15 protein-coding genes and 4 tRNA genes are annotated in these 17,288 nt (G+C 38.1%); 1 reads left to right on the top strand and 18 read right to left on the bottom strand.

Annotation, left to right across the window (positions count from 1 at the left end):
• Positions 1-10: 10 nt before the first annotated feature.
• The 13 genes from tuf to tamL form a co-directional block, all read right to left on the bottom strand.
• Positions 11-1,204 carry an elongation factor Tu gene (tuf, locus tag FHG85_RS04410; RefSeq protein WP_173073353.1) on the bottom strand — a complete coding sequence of 398 codons (1,194 nt, stop codon included), beginning with the start codon at positions 1,202-1,204 and terminating at the stop codon, positions 11-13.
• A 67-nt stretch (positions 1,205-1,271) separates the two neighbouring features.
• Positions 1,272-1,343 (bottom strand) — tRNA-Thr (locus FHG85_RS04405).
• A 10-nt stretch (positions 1,344-1,353) separates the two neighbouring features.
• A tRNA-Gly gene (locus FHG85_RS04400) sits at positions 1,354-1,426 on the bottom strand.
• Between the two features lie 35 nt (positions 1,427-1,461).
• Positions 1,462-1,544 (bottom strand) — tRNA-Tyr (locus FHG85_RS04395).
• A 12-nt stretch (positions 1,545-1,556) separates the two neighbouring features.
• A tRNA-Thr gene (locus FHG85_RS04390) sits at positions 1,557-1,630 on the bottom strand.
• A gap of 200 nt (positions 1,631-1,830) precedes the next feature.
• Complete coding sequence (gene hpf, locus FHG85_RS04385) at positions 1,831-2,130, bottom strand: ribosome hibernation-promoting factor, HPF/YfiA family (RefSeq protein ID WP_173073351.1); 300 nt, start codon at positions 2,128-2,130, stop codon at positions 1,831-1,833.
• 20 nt (positions 2,131-2,150) lie between these two features.
• Positions 2,151-3,035, bottom strand: coding sequence for a tyrosine-type recombinase/integrase (locus tag FHG85_RS04380; protein ID WP_246249272.1), 885 nt, complete (start codon positions 3,033-3,035; stop codon positions 2,151-2,153).
• Between the two features lie 90 nt (positions 3,036-3,125).
• Positions 3,126-3,317 carry a 30S ribosomal protein S21 gene (rpsU, locus tag FHG85_RS04375; RefSeq protein WP_173073348.1) on the bottom strand — a complete coding sequence of 64 codons (192 nt, stop codon included), beginning with the start codon at positions 3,315-3,317 and terminating at the stop codon, positions 3,126-3,128.
• Between the two features lie 112 nt (positions 3,318-3,429).
• On the bottom strand, positions 3,430-4,332 hold the full coding sequence (locus FHG85_RS04370; protein ID WP_173073346.1) for a ComEA family DNA-binding protein: 903 nt from the start codon (positions 4,330-4,332) through the stop codon (positions 3,430-3,432).
• Entirely contained in the window at positions 4,325-5,791 is a 1,467-nt protein-coding gene (locus FHG85_RS04365; protein WP_173073344.1) for an alanine/glycine:cation symporter family protein, read from the bottom strand. The genes FHG85_RS04370 and FHG85_RS04365 overlap by 8 nt, the downstream gene beginning before the upstream one ends.
• 10 nt (positions 5,792-5,801) lie before the next feature.
• The gene (locus FHG85_RS04360; protein WP_173073342.1) at positions 5,802-7,163 is read right to left on the bottom strand and encodes a sodium-dependent transporter; all 1,362 of its coding nucleotides are present in this window, start codon (positions 7,161-7,163) and stop codon (positions 5,802-5,804) included.
• Positions 7,164-7,370: 207 nt separating this feature from the next.
• Positions 7,371-8,429, bottom strand: coding sequence for a class I fructose-bisphosphate aldolase (locus tag FHG85_RS04355; protein ID WP_173073341.1), 1,059 nt, complete (start codon positions 8,427-8,429; stop codon positions 7,371-7,373).
• 63 nt (positions 8,430-8,492) lie between these two features.
• Positions 8,493-10,868: a translocation and assembly module lipoprotein TamL gene (tamL, locus tag FHG85_RS04350; RefSeq protein ID WP_173073340.1), complete on the bottom strand. Its 2,376-nt coding sequence runs from the start codon at positions 10,866-10,868 to the stop codon at positions 8,493-8,495.
• Positions 10,869-11,068: 200 nt separating this feature from the next.
• Here tamL and FHG85_RS04345 point away from each other — a divergent pair, with 200 nt between their 5' ends.
• Positions 11,069-11,806 carry a TrmH family RNA methyltransferase gene (locus FHG85_RS04345; protein WP_173076756.1) on the top strand — a complete coding sequence of 246 codons (738 nt, stop codon included), beginning with the start codon at positions 11,069-11,071 and terminating at the stop codon, positions 11,804-11,806.
• 7 nt (positions 11,807-11,813) lie between these two features.
• On the opposite strand, the gene FHG85_RS04340 is transcribed toward FHG85_RS04345, so the two are convergent.
• The 5 genes from FHG85_RS04340 to ubiE are packed head-to-tail and all read right to left on the bottom strand — an operon-like array spanning position 11,814 to position 17,281.
• Positions 11,814-13,142: a hypothetical protein gene (locus FHG85_RS04340; RefSeq protein ID WP_173073339.1), complete on the bottom strand. Its 1,329-nt coding sequence runs from the start codon at positions 13,140-13,142 to the stop codon at positions 11,814-11,816.
• 9 nt (positions 13,143-13,151) lie between these two features.
• On the bottom strand, positions 13,152-14,135 hold the full coding sequence (locus FHG85_RS13195) for a M15 family metallopeptidase (protein WP_220429230.1): 984 nt from the start codon (positions 14,133-14,135) through the stop codon (positions 13,152-13,154).
• 59 nt (positions 14,136-14,194) lie between these two features.
• The gene (locus FHG85_RS04330) at positions 14,195-15,754 is read right to left on the bottom strand and encodes an NAD(P)/FAD-dependent oxidoreductase (protein ID WP_173073338.1); all 1,560 of its coding nucleotides are present in this window, start codon (positions 15,752-15,754) and stop codon (positions 14,195-14,197) included.
• 24 nt (positions 15,755-15,778) lie between these two features.
• Positions 15,779-16,513 (bottom strand): type IX secretion/gliding motility protein PorT/SprT, encoded by a 735-nt coding sequence (gene porT, locus FHG85_RS04325; RefSeq protein ID WP_173073337.1) that lies wholly within the window; start codon positions 16,511-16,513, stop codon positions 15,779-15,781.
• A gap of 51 nt (positions 16,514-16,564) precedes the next feature.
• Positions 16,565-17,281: a bifunctional demethylmenaquinone methyltransferase/2-methoxy-6-polyprenyl-1,4-benzoquinol methylase UbiE gene (gene ubiE / locus FHG85_RS04320; protein WP_246249270.1), complete on the bottom strand. Its 717-nt coding sequence runs from the start codon at positions 17,279-17,281 to the stop codon at positions 16,565-16,567.
• Positions 17,282-17,288: the final 7 nt, after the last annotated feature.

The raw sequence follows: 17,288 nt of genomic DNA, 5'->3' as shown, positions 1-17,288 counted from the left end.
ATATTTCAAATTACTCAATAATATCAATTACCTGACCAGCACCAACTGTTCTACCGCCTTCGCGGATTGCGAAACGTAGACCCTTGTTGATAGCTACAGGGTAGATTAGTTCTACAGTGATAGTTACGTTATCACCAGGCATTACCATCTCAACACCTTCTGGTAACTTGATTTCACCAGTTACGTCAAGGGTACGTAGGTAGAACTGAGGACGATAGTGATTGTGGAAAGGAGTGTGACGACCACCCTCTTCTTTCTTCAAAACGTAAACCTCAGCTTTAAACTTGGTGTGAGGAGTAATTGAGCCAGGTTTGGCAATAACCATACCACGCTTAATTTCTTTCTTATCGATACCACGAAGTAGAAGACCTACGTTGTCACCAGCTTCACCTTGATCAAGAATCTTACGGAACATCTCAACACCAGTAACAACAGACTTCATTGGTTTGTTATCCTTGGTTAGACCAACGATTTCAACCTCGTCGCCAGTGTGGATAACACCAGTTTCAATTCTACCAGTAGCAACGGTACCACGACCTGTAATAGAGAATACATCCTCAACAGGCATTAGGAATGGCTTTTCGTTATCACGTGGAGGAATAGGAATATACTCGTCAACTGCAGCCATTAACTCCATAACTTTCTCAACCCATTGGGGCTCACCATTAAGCGCACCAAGAGCAGAACCACGGATAACAGGAGCGTTATCGCCATCGAATTGGTAGAAACTTAACAGCTCACGAACTTCCATTTCAACGAGGTCAAGCATTTCAGGATCATCAACCATATCGCATTTGTTAAGGAAAACAACGATACGGGGAACGTTTACCTGACGAGCAAGAAGGATGTGCTCACGAGTTTGAGGCATAGGACCATCAGTAGCAGCTACTACAAGAATAGCACCGTCCATTTGAGCAGCACCAGTAACCATGTTCTTTACATAGTCGGCGTGACCAGGACAGTCAACGTGAGCGTAGTGACGATTAACAGTTTGATACTCAACGTGAGCGGTGTTGATAGTAATACCCCTCTCTTTTTCCTCAGGAGCGTTGTCGATAGAGTCGAATGAATGGAATTCAGAAAGCCCTTGCTCCGCTAAAACCTTGGTAATAGCAGCAGTAAGGGTAGTTTTTCCATGGTCAACGTGACCAATGGTACCAATGTTCACGTGCGGTTTCGACCTATCAAATTTTTCTTTAGCCATAATTTTCTGGTATTAATTTAAATTAGTATTAAAAACTTGATTGTCAGCATAAAACACAAAAAACTCGAGCCGATGACGAGAATTGAACTCGTGACCCCTTCCTTACCAAGGAAGTGCTCTACCTCTGAGCTACATCGGCTTACAGGTAGAGCGGGAGACGAGACTCGAACCCGCGACCCTCAGCTTGGAAGGCTGATGCTCTACCGACTGAGCTACTCCCGCATATCACCAAGATTTTGGTGTTCAACCCTGTTTTGTGGGGAGAGCAGGATTCGAACCTACGAAGGCATACGCCAGCAGATTTACAGTCTGCCCCAGTTGGCCACTTTGGTATCTCCCCAACTTAACTTTGAGCCGATGGAGGGATTCGAACCCCCGACCAGCTGATTACAAATCAGCTGCTCTGACCAACTGAGCTACATCGGCTTTCAAAGTGTTTTCATTAATTACAAGGAACGTTTACCTCCTGAAATCGGATTGCAAATGTATAACATTTTTGATTTTCTGCAAAAAAAAATCCCATTTTATGTAACCTTTTTTTGCATTATTTTAAAAATCGCTCAAAATGAGATATTTCCAAATAATAAAAAAGGCCCTTCAGGGCCTTTGGATTATTACTTTGGGCATTATACCCCTCTAAGTTTTTCCTTATACTTCTTCACCTGAGTCTTTAGAGCATCAAGGCATAAATCTGTAGCTTCCTCAAATGTCCTTGCTTTTCGTTCAGCAAATAGGTCTCCGCCAGGGACTTTTATTCGAAACTCCACAATCTTATTTTCCATATCCTGGCTATTCTCCAACCTCAAAAACACTTCGGCATCAATAATGCCATCAAAAAAGCGATCAAGTTTTGAAGCTTTCTTCTCGATAAAATCGAGCAACTTCTTATCGGCATCAAACTTGATGGATTGAATTTTAATATTCATAATAAATCCTCCTTTATATTTTAGGCTCTGGGGTGAGCCTGGTTATAATTTTTTTTAAGCTTTTCAAATGAGCTGTGAGTATAAACCTGGGTTGCAAGTAGGCTCGAATGCCCTAGCAACTCTTTTATGGCGTTTAAATCGGCACCATTATTAAGTAAATGAGTGGCAAAGCTGTGCCTAAGTACATGAGGACTTCGCTTTTGCAAAGTTGTAATTTGTGTTAGGTAATAGTTTACTATCCTGTATACGAGTTTTTGATAAATGGGTTTTCCTTTCGACGTAACAAAAAAACTTGTAGAGTTGGGAAACTTTTCCCCCTTTTCCCGAAGGTATTCAACAATTAGGTCTTTAAGATCTGGATGTATTGGAATAATTCGTTCTTTTGCCCCTTTCCCAAGAACTTTTATAGACATAGAATTTATGTCAACCGATTGAGTGCTTAAACCAACCAATTCGGAAAGTCTCATTCCGGTATAGTAGAACATTGATATAATAAGTCGATTTCGCAACCCTTCAAAATCATCGGAGAATAAATCGGGATTATCAACCTTGCTCATATCGGCTTCAGGAACAAACTCAGGCAGACGCTTAGATGTTTTGGGAGAAACAATCCTATTCATAGGATTAGTTGACAAAACACCCTGCCGTTGAAGGTATTTAAAAAAGGTTCTAAGAGACGATAGCTTTCTATTGACGGAACGTGTTGAAATGCCCTGCGAAATCAAATCGGACACCCATGCTCTAATTGCTCTATGCCCAATATGCGCAACAGCATCATTATCGTTAAAGTCGATACCTGAAAACTCAAAAAATGATTTAATGTCGTCGCCATACGCTCGTATGGTATTCGACGAGTAACCCTTCTCTATATCAAGGTATTTAAGGAATAAAGCCAGCATATCCATTGAATGCAATATAAGATTTTTGCTTGTCAAAAACAAAAAAAAATCAGGCAAAATAGCCTGATTATGCATTCAACTGAATGTCAGCAAATACTAGTCTTCTTGCTGCTGTAACTTCTGAATGTAAATGGCTTTTTTGATTTGCTCCCTACGAGCAACCGAAGGTTTTACGTATGCTTGACGGGCACGTAATTCCCTCATAATACCGGTTTTCTCAAATTTGCGTTTGAATTTCTTGAGAGCTCTTTCAATATTTTCGCCTTCTTTAACTGGTACTATAATCATGTCTTCTTTTTTTTATTGAGCTGCAAAAATATAACGTTTTGATATTAAACCAAAATATTTTTGCATTTTTTTTCTTAATTCTGATACGGTTAACTATTGAAAACTCATTCTATTACAACTCTAGGTAATGTTTTAGCTTCTCTAATTTTTCTTTAGGCACTATTTTATTTACCCAGAGTTCACTTAGTGATCTAATGGCACCTTTCTTAGTGCGATAATAAACAATCGATTTTGCTTCGTATCTTGTAATATACGGATGAGCTTTCAGCTGCTCATACGTTGCATGATTGATGCTTATTTTTCTCACTAGAGTAGAGTCAACGTAAATATTACTCCTTACCTGCTCTAAGTTTTTGGGGGTAAATCCATAAACCTCAAGGAGCTGATTTACACTGTAGAATCCCCCTAAAAGATTTCGGTACTTAACAATCCGTTTAGCAAAGCTGCTACCTATGCCTTTAAGTTTGACTAGAGACAAAGTGTCGGCCACGTTTAACTCAATTTTCAATGTGTTGGTTGAAGGTTTTTCCTTGGGAATTGATGAGCCAAATTTTTCTTTAATCTTGATTAATGGAATAAGCCTAGCGCATGTTGCAGAATCAATTACGTATAACTTGCTAAAATCGTTTGGTGTTTTAAATTGGCCACCATTCAATCTATATTTAACAACTACTTCTGCCTGACGAGGTGACAACCCTAGTTCTACTAAGCTATCGAGCGAAATTGTATTCGGATCAAATTCAAAAGATTTAAATTTTCTTAGTTTACGTTTAGTTGCCTTGTTTTTCGATTCATAATCAACTTTTCCTTTATTTTTTGGCATATACTTCAACGATGCAAAAAAACTATCGGCTTTTTCAACTAGCAAGGGGTCTGGTTTAGAGTATCTTTTCTTAACTAAAACGCTTGAGGCATAAGTTATAACCGACAGCATTATAACAAGGGTCAAAACTCCCCTTTGTTCACTTTTTGTAAAATCTAATAATCTTTTTAAAAAGTTTAATAACCTAAGCATTGTCAGGGTTATTATTTCTTTTCCATCGGTTCCAGAAATTATCTAAGTCAGCCCTAACCTCCGATGCTAAAAATATCATTCCTAATATATTAGGGAATGCCATACCCAATATCATCATATCAGAAAAGTCCATTACTGCCCAGAGGTTCGATGCACTACCTATCACAATAAATAAAAGGAAAAATACATAAAACACCTTAGTTGAAAGATTAGGAATAGGAAAAAGTTTTGATAATGGTTTTTCAAAAAGGTAATTGAACCCTTTCAGCCCATAATACGACCAGCTAATCATAGTTGAAAAGGCAAATAACAATATTGCAACGGCAAGAAGATATGGGAACCAAGGCAATACGGTTGCAAATGCAGCTGAGGTTAGCTGGGCACCTTGCAAGTTTGTTTGCTGATTAGCAAGACCCGAAAAGTTAATTACCAAAGCCGTCATCGTACAAACCACAACGGTATCAATAAAAGGTTCAAGAAGAGCGACAATACCTTCGCTAACAGGCTCATCGGTGCGTGCAGCTGAATGAGCAATTGAAGCTGAACCAATTCCAGCTTCATTGGAGAAGGCGCCACGCTGAAAACCAATAATAAAAGCACCAAAGAAACCTCCTGCAATTGGTTTCAAACCAAATGCTTGTTCAACTATCATTCTAAAAACCTCACCTACCCTATCTAAATTCATAAAAATGATAATTAATGAGGTAGAGATATAGAGAACAACCATAAATGGGACAATCCGCGAGGCAACCCTAGCTATACTTTTAATACCACCAAGCACAACTAATCCTACTAAGATTGCGAGAACGATACCAAAATAGAATCCTTTTCCATTAAGCCAAGGAATAATATATGACATTTGAGAAAAAGCCTGATTAGATTGAAACATATTGCCTCCACCAAAAGAAGCACCTATAACCAGAACAGAGAAAATAACTGCAAGTATTTTTCCAAAAATTTTCATGTTCCTTTTTGCTAACCCTTGGCTTAGGTAATACATCGGACCACCTGAAACTCTACCATTGGAATCTATTACCCTATATTTCTGACCTAAGGTACATTCTGTGAACTTTAAAGACATGCCAAGCAACCCAGCCATTATCATCCAAAATGTGGCACCAGGACCTCCTAAACTTATTGCAATAGCAACACCGGCAATATTTCCCAATCCTACGGTTGCCGAAAGCGCAGTTGATAATGCCTGAAAATGAGACACTTCACCTTTGTTGCTATTACGATCGAGTTTGCCACTTGTGATTAATAGTGATAGTTTAAACCCACGAATGTTTATAAACCCCATCCTAAAGGTAAAGTAAACTCCCCAAATCATTAACCACATTACAACTAAAGGGAATCGGAATCCTATATCAACGCCAAATGCTTTAAATGGATCCCAAAAGAGAAACCCAGAAAGCAGCTTTACCAGTGGCTCAAATAAGGAATTTACTACCTCATCCATGGCAGTTAGTTTACCCTAACGATCCAAAGAATACAGAATAAATGAAGATTGCAGCTATTGCTAATGGAGCAATAAATCTAACAATGAATCGATAAACAGGGAAGTAGCGTGCTTTTAAGCTACCAGAATTAGATATTTCATCGTATAAATCAGATTTTTTAAGGTACCACCCAACAAATATTACGATTAGCAACCCACCTCCTGGTAGTAGAATATTTGAAGCTAGAAAATCTAAAGCATCAAAAATCGACTTTCCCAAAATAGTAAACCTATCTAAGGGACCAAATGATAATGAGGCAAATATACCAAGGATGAAGATAGACACAGATGCCAAAACCGTAGCTTTCTTACGTGAAATCTTAAGTTCTTCGGCAAAATATGCTACCACCACTTCTAAAACCGAAACAGTAGAGGTAAGTGCAGCAACAGCGAGTAAAACGAAGAATATTATACCAAAAATATTACCTAGTGGAATGTGACTAAATATTTCAGGAAGAGTAATAAACACAAGGCTAGGGCCTGCCGTTGGTTCAATGTTGAAAGAGAAAACAGCTGGAAAAATAACTGTTCCTGCAAGTATGGCAATAAAAGTATCGGCAAGAGATACGTTTACAGCAGTTCTTCCCAAATCGTCGGATTTACGAAAGTAAGAAGCATAGGTAATAAGCGCGCCCATTCCCAAGCTTAATGAGAAAAAGGCTTGGCCCATAGCAAAGAGAATGGTTTTAATGGAAACCTTTGAAAAATCGGGCTTAAAGAGGAAAGCCAGTCCTTTACTTGCATTTGGAAGTGTAACCGAACGAATACAAAGAATAATTAAGAAAAGTACCAGAATAGGCATCAAAAACTTATTATACTTTTCAATCCCATTCTTTATTCCACCAGCAACAATAAAGGCCGTAAGAACCATAAAAACGAGCTGCCATACTATTGGCCTAATTGGATTTGCCAAAAAGTTCGTGAAAGCATCTCCAAGTTCGCTGGTGCTTTGATTGCTAAACCCAACCGTAACAGCTTTTATGATATATTCTAAGGTCCATCCTGCCACAGCGCTATAAAACGATAAAATAACAAATGCAGCAACAACCCCCATAATTCCAACAAAATACCATGGAGAGCCTGGTGCTAATGCTTTAAAAGAGCCGAATACATTGCGTCCACCTCTACGACCAATGGTAAACTCAGAAATCATAACGGGAACACCAAGCAATAGAACAAAAAATAGGTAAATGAGTAGAAATGCTCCTCCACCGTTCTGACCTGTAATATATGGAAACTTCCAAATATTCCCTAACCCCACTGCAGAACCAGCAGCAGCAGCAATAATACCAAACTTGCTTCCGAAGCTATCACGATTAGTTGGAACAGACATAATTTATAACTTTAGGTTTTTAGTTTAATTTAGGTTTTGGTGCCCCAATTTTAAAAAAAATAGAGATTTAAACAACAATACAATAAAAATTATACAATAAATTAAAGCGAAAGATACCGATACGTAAAGTTAGAGCAATATAATTCGTTCATTATATTGCTCTAGTAAAATTAATTGGAATTATCAGGACACCTTAAAAGCAATGTATTAAGCTATGTCAATTTTATTTTCGAGGTAAACATCTTGTATAGCATTTAAAAGTTCTATTCCTTCCTTCATTGGCCGTTGGAATGCCTTCCTACCGCTGATTAGCCCCATGCCGCCAGCGCGCTTATTTACCACAGCTGTAAAAACGGCTTCAGCTAGGTCGCTTGCTCCAGAAGAGGCTCCACCTGAGTTAATGAGCCCAGCACGACCATTATAGCAACCAACCACCTGGTAACGGGTAAGATCAATTGGATGCTCAGTAGTTAGCTGAGAGTAAACCTTATCGTGAGTTTTTCCAAAATTAATAGCTTTAAAGCCCCCGTTATTTACTGGTGCCTTTTGTTTAATAATATCAGCCTGGATTGTAACCCCCAAATGATTTGCCTGACTAGTAAGGTCGGCAGCAACATGATAATCTACACCATCTTTTTTGAATGCGCTATTGCGCAGGTAACACCAGAGTACAGTAGCCATACCCAATTCATGAGCACGCTCAAAAGCTTGGGCAACTTCAATTATTTGCCTGTTACTTTCTGGTGAACCAAAGTATATTGTAGCACCAACCGCAACTGCACCCAGATTCCAAGCCTCCTCAACCGACCCAAACATAATTTGATCGTACTTATTAGGATAGGTAAGCAATTCGTTATGATTGATCTTCACAATGAAGGGAATACGATGGGCATACTTTCGAGCTACAGAGGCTAAAACTCCAAAAGTAGATGCCACTGCGTTAGCTCCACCTTCAATGGCCAATTTTACGATGTTCTCCGGATCGAAATAAATGGGATTAGGCGCAAACGACGCACCAGCACTATGCTCAATACCTTGATCTACAGGCAAAATTGATAGGTAACCAGTTCCTGCCAACCGTCCATGATTAAACAGAGCATGTAAGCTTCGCATTACCTGAGGTGAACGGTTACTATTATAAACCACTCGTTCAATAAAATCGGGGCCTGGCAAGTGTAACGTCTCTTTTGGAACAGTGGTGCACTTGTGATCAAGCAAATGCGAGGCCCTATCTCCCAATAGCTCAACTATTTTATCGTAATTCATGGTTACAGAATTTTTGGGTTTATACAAACCTACGATAAAATTGATTTTAAGTCAAGCAAAAAGCTAGAAGGGGTATCCTATACCGAAGTTAAAAACGAACTTGTTAATTTTCAGCGGTTGATTAAACCCAACCCAAGGGTTGTATGGCTCATTTGGATTAATTGCAGGGTCAAAAATTTTATATCCAAAATCGGTACGAATAATAAAAAAACCTAAGTTCATTCTTATTCCTAACCCACTACCAATGGCAATTTGCTCATAAAACTTGTCCCATTTAAATGTAGCCCCTTCGCGCTCGTCGAGGCCAGGCCACGACCAGATATTTCCAACATCAACAAAAAGGGCACCTTCTAGCTTCCATACCAATCGATAGCGGTATTCAAAATTGGCCTCAAGTTTAATATCTGCTGTTCTATTAGGGAAACGCTCAAGATCTTGATAGTATGAGCCTGGACCTAGAGAGCGAGCCTGCCAAGCCCTAATCCCATTTGCACCCCCGCTAAAGAATCTTTTTTCAAAAGGAAGGGCTCGCGAATTTCCGTAAGGATACCCAAGCCCAATATAAAATCTATATGCAAATGAATTATTCTCATCAACAATCTGATGAAATGTATAGTTTACTTCGGTCCTAGCAAACTGAGAAAATTCGGTATTGAAAAACTCGTAAGAACCATTAGAATTTTTACTGCGCCCCGTAAGTTTTGAAATGGCGGAAAGAATATTACCCGATAGCTCAAAGTTAAAACGTAAATAGTTATAGTTACTTAATTTCTTTGGATTCTGGTTACTATATACCCAACTATAACTCGATACGGTAACAATTTGGCTGATATAGCTATACTTAAGAAAAGTAGAATCGATTTGTTCCTGAAAATCAGAGCTGATTTCCTTAATGGTAATTGCATTTAGCTCAACAGGGTTAAGAGTATGTGTAGAGAACTGCGAACTTTTCCAGATATAACCATATTGCAGCCCTGTTATCATTCGCGTATATTCGGGTCGACGTTGAAAACTATAAGAGGCAGTAAATTGGGTGTTGGGGGCATATTTATCAACTCTAACTTTCGAAGAATATGGACCAATAAATTTGGGTGTTTTTAAACTCATTGAACCCCCAATCTCAAGAGTATTATGCAAATTAAGATTCTGCTGAACGGTTTCAACTAATCCACGTAGCTTGACATCAAAAAGTTCTGCCCCATTTAAAAGGTTTTTGTGCTGATAATTTAAGGTTCCTTCGGCTCCTAAAGATCCCGTTGTATTAGTTCCAACCAGCTCAACCTGGTAACTTTGCAGCGTATGAGGTACAAGCTGTATGTAACAATCTAAATATCCAAAATCTTCTTCTACCTCAATGCTATCATCTAAAAAGATGACTTTTGAAGAATCTTTTTTGTTAAATACATCAACTTCTCTGAATTCGATGTTTACAAATTTAAAAAGTCTTATTTGGCTTAAATTCTGACGGGTTCGATTCACCCTACTAAGAGAAAATATGCTATCGGGCCGTATCAAATTGAATGACTGGATAACACTAAGTTTAATACCTAGTTTATCATGATATACAAAATAACAATTATTATTACTGATAGTATCGAGTTGAGAATTTTCAATAAATGTGTCAAACTTAAATGGGTCGTAATTAGGATAAATATATACTCTTCGAATTTTATACCGTTTAAACTTTAACGGGACAGGCTTCCCTTTTGGATTAGGTTTAGCTGGATTTTTTATAATTAAATTCAAATCGACGTAATTGCCCTGAAGATTAGTATCGGCAGTAAAGGTGATATAATTCTTATCAAACGAATAGAAACCTTTCTCCTTAAGAAGGATTTCAATTCTTTCACGCTCATTCTGGAGCAAGTCAATATCAAAAAGATCGTTCCGATTAAAAATTCTATTCACAGAGTCGCGCAATACCAAGCTACGTATAATTGTGTCCTCAATGTAATAACCAATTTTTCGGATATAATATGGGCTACGTGGTTCTACAGTGTAAAACACATCAACTTTTTTACCATGATACCTAATAGAATCCTTAACTACCGAATTGTAGTACCCCTTACTTTGCAGAAAGAGCTTTATATTCCTACTACTCTCTTTAACCACAAGGCTATCGAAAAGAACTGGATCCTCACCAATTTGGCGGAGTCCCCTACTCAACCAACCCGATTTTTGGGGATTTGACAAACTGTATAACCTAAGATGAAATCGAAAACCAAGAATTCGTTTGTTTGGTTTCTGTTTTACATATGATAGAATTTCGTCGGATTTAACTTCTTTAGACTTTGACTTAACCTCAACCTTATTTAATAAGTACATCCCATCGGGGACATGCTTTGTAACCGAACAGGAGGTTACAAATACGAATACTAAAAAAGTAAAAAGTATTCGGTATAACCTATGTTCTGCTAACACCCTTAAAAGAAACTGCATGTTTTATGGGAAAAATTTTGCAATACACAAAAGTAAATAATACTCAGTTTTTATTATAGAATGATTTATAAAACAAAGTACAATAATGATAAATTAACACAAAAGTGAGACCAATGTACATTTTTTTTTGGATAAACAATAGTGAAGCTAAAAGTTACACAGGGTTAAAGTAAAATTTACTTATTTTGTCAAAAAAAAGGATGTTAACCAAGAATGCAATAAAACATATCAAATCGCTAAGTCAAAAGAAATTCAGGAGAGAACTGGGTTTATTTGTGGCAGAGGGGGTAAAACTTGTTGATGAGCTTATTGCAGGCAAGTTTAGAATTAAGGAAGTATACCGCACAGAGGCTTACCCTATTCCAAATGTTGATTGCAGAATCAACACTGTAAGCATGTCGGAAATGAAGCGAATTAGCAATTTAGTTACTCCTACGGATGTATTAGCAATAGTTGCTTATCCAACTTACTCATTAGTTCCAAAGATTACTACCGAACTCGTTTTAGCTCTTGATACAGTGCAGGATCCTGGTAACTTAGGAACCATTATCCGACTAGCTGATTGGTTTGGGATAGATACTATAGTATGCTCAGAAGGTTGTGCTGATGCATTTTCGCCTAAAACAATCCAAGCAACTATGGGAGCAATTGCTCATGTTAAGATTCATTACACAAACCTAGAGCAATGGCTTAAGCAACAAGTTGACGTTCCGATTTATGGAGCTTGCATGGCTGGTGAAAACATCTATAGTTTAAAAAAGAGCAACCAAGGAATTATAGTAATGGGTAATGAGGGTAATGGGATTAGTCCAAAAGTTGAGAAATTATTAACTCATAAGGTAACCATTCCTTCTTTTGCTAAAAATCGAACTCATGTTGAATCGTTAAATGTGGCAATGGCTACCGCAATATTCCTCTCAGAATTTCAAGGTCACTAAAATTCTACTAGAAAAAGAATCGCAAAAACAAAAGGGCAAAAACTCCTAAAATAATTAATGAGCTAAAAGCTTTACCCAAACCACCTATTCCCCAATCGGGGAATAAGTTTTTTATACTAAAACTTCTGTAATATGGCTGTGGGGCTTCCATTTCAGGAATTACATCCCATGGTAATTGCACATCCCAACTTCCAACAACAAGAAGTGGCAAAAGGAAGGAGAACTCAAGTTGCTCATCAAACGATTTCTTATTCCAAAGAATACCGGTTTGCCGAGCACCTATATTTTTGGAATGCAACTTTATGTAATATTTCCTATTCCAAATATTTAACCTTTTATATTCCTGAAGTTCATTGGCTAAATCTGTCACATAACCAGAAGAATCAATGTTTGAATTAATGTCTCTTTCAAAAGGTTCTAGAAATAGAGGTGCCAACATTCCTTTCTGAATATTAATATGTATTTGATTTTCTTTTTCAGGTTTTTTGATAAGCTCGTTACAAACAACAGCACCAATAGCAATATCGGGCCTAAGGGTTTGCTGGTTGTTTGCCTTAATATACCAAGGCGAAGCATTAGGATTTACCTCAAGAATTACAGTAATATCGCAATAGCGATGATTCATAAACTCTCGTTTATCCCTTAAATCATTCATAGATATAAACTTACGAGAGTCCTGATACCAAAAACCTGGGTAAATCCTAGAATTTAGGAAGGCATCGTTTGGTCTTACTTGAGGGGTTTCCCTATCGCTTATTATGGTCATGGCTACTTTAAACTGCGTTAACCAAAGTTGCATCTCAAATAGGCGTAGTTTTTTCCCAGTGCTATCGTAAACTGGTTTTCTGTAAACTTTATAAGGTTTTGGAGATGTGCTAAACCCCAAGCCAGAAAGTTTATCCAATCCTTTTAGCTCGGGCTGAAAATACTTTACAGGGCCCACCTTGACTTCTAAATCGGCTAACCCATAATAAGGATGATCGGGGTCGAAATGAATATAGTTACAACCGTAAGTATAATAGGGTTTAAAAGATTTTGTGCCGTAAATACTATCGTGATGCTGCAATCCTGCAATCAGCACCTCGGCACCTTCAAAGTTTGAGGTGAAGCATCCACTTGGAGATTGTAACTCAATTCCCGAAGTTGAGATTAAGCCTTCGTTACTCAGCCTATTTACTATGCTATCAAGTTGCGCTTGTTGCTGCTTTAAATAGCTTTTAAATTCAGGATTCGCTTTTTTAACGCAATGCCTATCGTACTCTTTTACTATCCGAACTACTAATGCAACAAGCAAAAAAGCTAAGATAACTGCAGCCCATGTTAGTTTTTTATTCATCTTTAAGAGTTATATCTTTACGTAACCATTTTCATCAACCTCACCATCATTAACCTTTTTAAGTAGCTGAGAGGTAGAAAAACCAAATGTTTTTTGCAGATGAGGGTAGTCTTTAAAAGATGCCCAATCGCCTCCCCATTCCCAACCATAATGTTTAAATAGAGCGACTATCTCCTCCCAATCGGCCTTTTGGTTGGCATTCAGGTCAGCTGTTCTGCTCCAACTTGCCTTTTTGCCATCGTTCATCAATAGACAAAAATCGAGAGCTAAACCATAGTTATGATACGAACGTCCGGGTTTTGCTTTTGTAACAATCTTACCTGGTTTTGTTCTTCCCCTTGAATACAGCTCTTCTTGCTCCTCAAAAGTTCTGAGAGTATCAGTAATTCGTATTGGCACTTTTTGGCGAACTAGCTCATGATAGATTGAAAGAACCTCATCGCGAACTTTGGGGTGAAGTTTTTTAATTCTTTCAACAGAAATTTTATCCTCAGCAACGGCAGGTTTGTCCTTAACAGTTAGGAAAGTGCTTTGCTCTATTGCATTATCGTCGAGTTCAGCCTCTTTCTTTTTAATTTCAATAGCCTTTGCTTTAACATTCACCCTACGAACGTTTTTCATTTCAAGTATAATTTCCAACAAATCGTGCCAAAACTTACTCCCCCAACTTAAAAAGAAGCCAGAGAATAAGCACCCTATAATCCAGGCATAACCAGAGCCTTCTACATTCCAACCAAATGTTCCTTTAGTTAGAATGGTAAAAAGATCGGCTTTTAAAGCAAAGGCAACAATTTCGCCAGAAATTAAGCTTATAGCAAAAATTCTTCGCTCCCGTTTTTTTTCAAGTATCGGGTTCTCCTCTTTGTAGCGAATATTGCCTAATCCTAAAAATCCTTGAGGAAAGAATAGCTTAATAAGATTAGTAATTCGTTCTGAAATTAAACTAAGAGGAAGTAGAATTGTAACTAAAATAATTAATGTATCGGCTTTCATCTTTTTAAATTTTTACCGATACAAGTTAAAGAATTTAAAATAGTTATGCAACAAATATTTTATAACCTAAGAAAACTATGAACAGCTTCTGCAGCTAAAGAGCCATCAAGTGCAGAAGAAACTATTCCACCAGCATAACCAGCCCCTTCGCCCGAAGGGAAAAGTCCCGTTATTTGAATATGTTGAAGTGTTTTAGCATTACGTGGAATCCTTATAGGTGACGAAGTTCTGGATTCTACACCAAGAATGACAGCCTCATTAGTTAAAAAGCCTTTTATCTTTTTTCCAAAAGCTTTGAAACCCTGCTGAAGCCTTGCCCCAATACCTTCAGGTAACCATGCACTCATGTCAGATGAGTTTAGGCCAGGATGATATGAACATGCAGGAAGGTTAGCAGAAAAACGACCTTCAACAAAATCGGTCAATCGCTGAGCGGGCGCTTGAACCCCATACCCTCCATGTTTTTTAGCAAGACGTTCTAAATGAGACTGAAATTCCAACCCAGCAAATACATCATATTTTGCGAAATCGGTTAGGTCTTCTAATCGTATTTCAACAACAATGCCAGAGTTGGCCCACCTAGAATTCCGGTTTGATGGCGACATTCCATTAACAACCACCTCATCGGTACCTGTTGCTGCTGGCACAATAAAACCTCCTGGACACATGCAGAAAGAGTACACTCCCCTACCACTAACTTGCTGAACTAAAGAGTACGAAGCGGCAGGCAGATAGCTGCTCCTAGGAATACCATGGTACTGAATGGAATCAATTAAAGCCTGAGGGTGCTCTACCCTAACCCCCATGGCAAATGGCTTAGCTTCAAGAGCAATGTCTTGCTCATATAGCATATGGTAGATATCGCGGGCAGAATGACCAGTTGCAAGAATAACAGCTTCGCCAAAAAGTTTTAGCCCATCATCTAAAACAACCCCTTTTGCTTTGCCAGACTCAAGAATGATATTTGACACTTTACTATTGAAAAGGACTTCTCCTCCGTGTTCCAGAATAGTTTCCCTAATTCTAGTTATTATTCCGGGTAACCTGTTTGTGCCAATATGTGGATGAGCTTCGTAAATTATTGCTGGGTCGGCACCGTGATCAATTAATGCCTGAAGGATTCGCTTGTAGTTACCCCTTTTCTTTGAACGAGTATAAAGCTTTCCATCGGAAAAGGTACCTGCCCCACCCTCACCAAATGCATAGTTGGAATTAGCATCTAACTTATGCTCTCTATTTAATAAGGCGATATCGCGCTTTCGTTCGCTAACCGATTTTCCGCGCTCTAAGATAATTGGTTTAATTCCCAGCTCTATCAATCTTAATGCAGCAAATAGCCCAGCAGGTCCGGCACCAACAATTATGACAGGTTTTGCTTTTCTAACATCTTTGTATTGGAAAACAGGCTTCTCATCTGCTATTTCCTCGCCTGCTAAAAATATTTTTAATCCAATGTTTACTTTGACTCGCCCCCTTCGGGCATCGATAGATTTTCGGGTAATGACGTAATGAGCAATATCAGTTGTATGGATACCCAATTTTTGGGCTGCAACTCGTAGGAAAGCAGACTCATTTGCAGCCTCAGCAGGGTTTAGGATTAAATTAATCTCGTTTGGCATCAATAAACACTTATTGGAACAAATCTACTCAAAGTGAAATGAGATGATAAGGAATTTAGACCGAAGCCCACCAATAGCCTCGTGAAAGGCCTTTCCTTCATCAACATAATCGTTCGATAGCATGTTTAGCATGCCAGCCGACCATTTTATCTCGGTTGAAAATTTAAAGTATTGAAGGAAAAAATCGATTCCAAAACCGATTTCGTAATAGTAATCAAATTTTTGTAATCGCAACAATACTCCTTTCTCAACCTTTAACCTTTTATATGCAGCAAGGTCAATTCTAAAATCGGTACCAAGATATAGGTATGGTCTAACATTGCTATTTCGTTCAGAAAGAAATTTAATACCAATTGGCAGGTCGATAAAATTAGACTCCATTTGCATGGTTGTAGCTATTCCAAGATTGCTTGCAGTGTCAACCTTGAAGAAATTAACATCGCGTTGACCAAACGAATAGCCCGGTAAGAACCTGAGATGTACGCTCTCTGATAATCGTAAATCGCCAATAGCATTAACATTAAGGCCTGGTGAAATATGTGTTACCTCGGCAAAATATAATGAACCATCAACATTAAACTGATTTATTCTATTTTCTACATCAAAATCCATTAAGTTAATACCAATGGAAAATCCAAACTTGAGGGGTTTAGAAACATCATAATCAGGGTCGTTTAACACTATAGGTCTTCTCACCTGCGACCAAGCAACTCCACAAAAAACAAAAGTGAATAATATGCCTACAACTACTCTTTTCAAGACTAATCTCCTAATTTAATTATCCACTTAAACGGAATTTTGATTGATTTATTATAAAGTTGATTTTTTGGCAATATAAATTGTAGCGACTCCAAAGGTTTGCGTTTTAATATCGACCTTATCAAAACCAATTGATTTTAATATTTCCACAAAATCTTGGCCTTGAGGAAATTCCACCACAGAATCGGGTAAGTAACTATATGCTTGCCTATTGCCTGAAACCAACCCACCTATCCATGGCAAGAAAGTTTTAAAATAAAATCGATAGATAAGATTAAAAGGCCAAGTTTTAGGCATTGAGAACTCTAAAACCGCAAACACGCTGTTTGGCATTAAAACCCTATAAATCTCCTTTAGGCCCTGAGCCAAATTCTCAAAATTTCTTACACCAAAAGCTACCATTGCGGCATCAAAGTGATTGTCGGGGAAAGGTATTTTCAGAGCAGATGCTACTTTGAGGTCAATTCTATTATGCAACATTGCCGTTTTAACCTTATTCTCGCCTATAGCAATCATTGCGTCGGAAATATCGATACCAGTAATTCTAACCCTTGAATTTCTTTTAGCAAGAGCTATGGCAAGGTCGGCAGTACCAGTGGCTACATCAAGAACCATTTCTGGACTATCTTTCAAAATACGATTAACCAATTTTCGCCTCCAAATCCTATCAATCCCTAGGCTAAGAAAGTGATTAAGAAAATCGTACTTTGGCGCAATGCTATTGAACATTGCAGCAACCTTACTGCTGGATTTATCAACCTTTCCCAAAAGTTAG

Source organism: Tenuifilum thalassicum (genome assembly GCF_013265555.1).
Lineage (GTDB): Bacteria > Bacteroidota > Bacteroidia > Bacteroidales > Tenuifilaceae > Tenuifilum > Tenuifilum thalassicum.
This window is presented reverse-complemented; position numbering and strand designations above follow the sequence as displayed.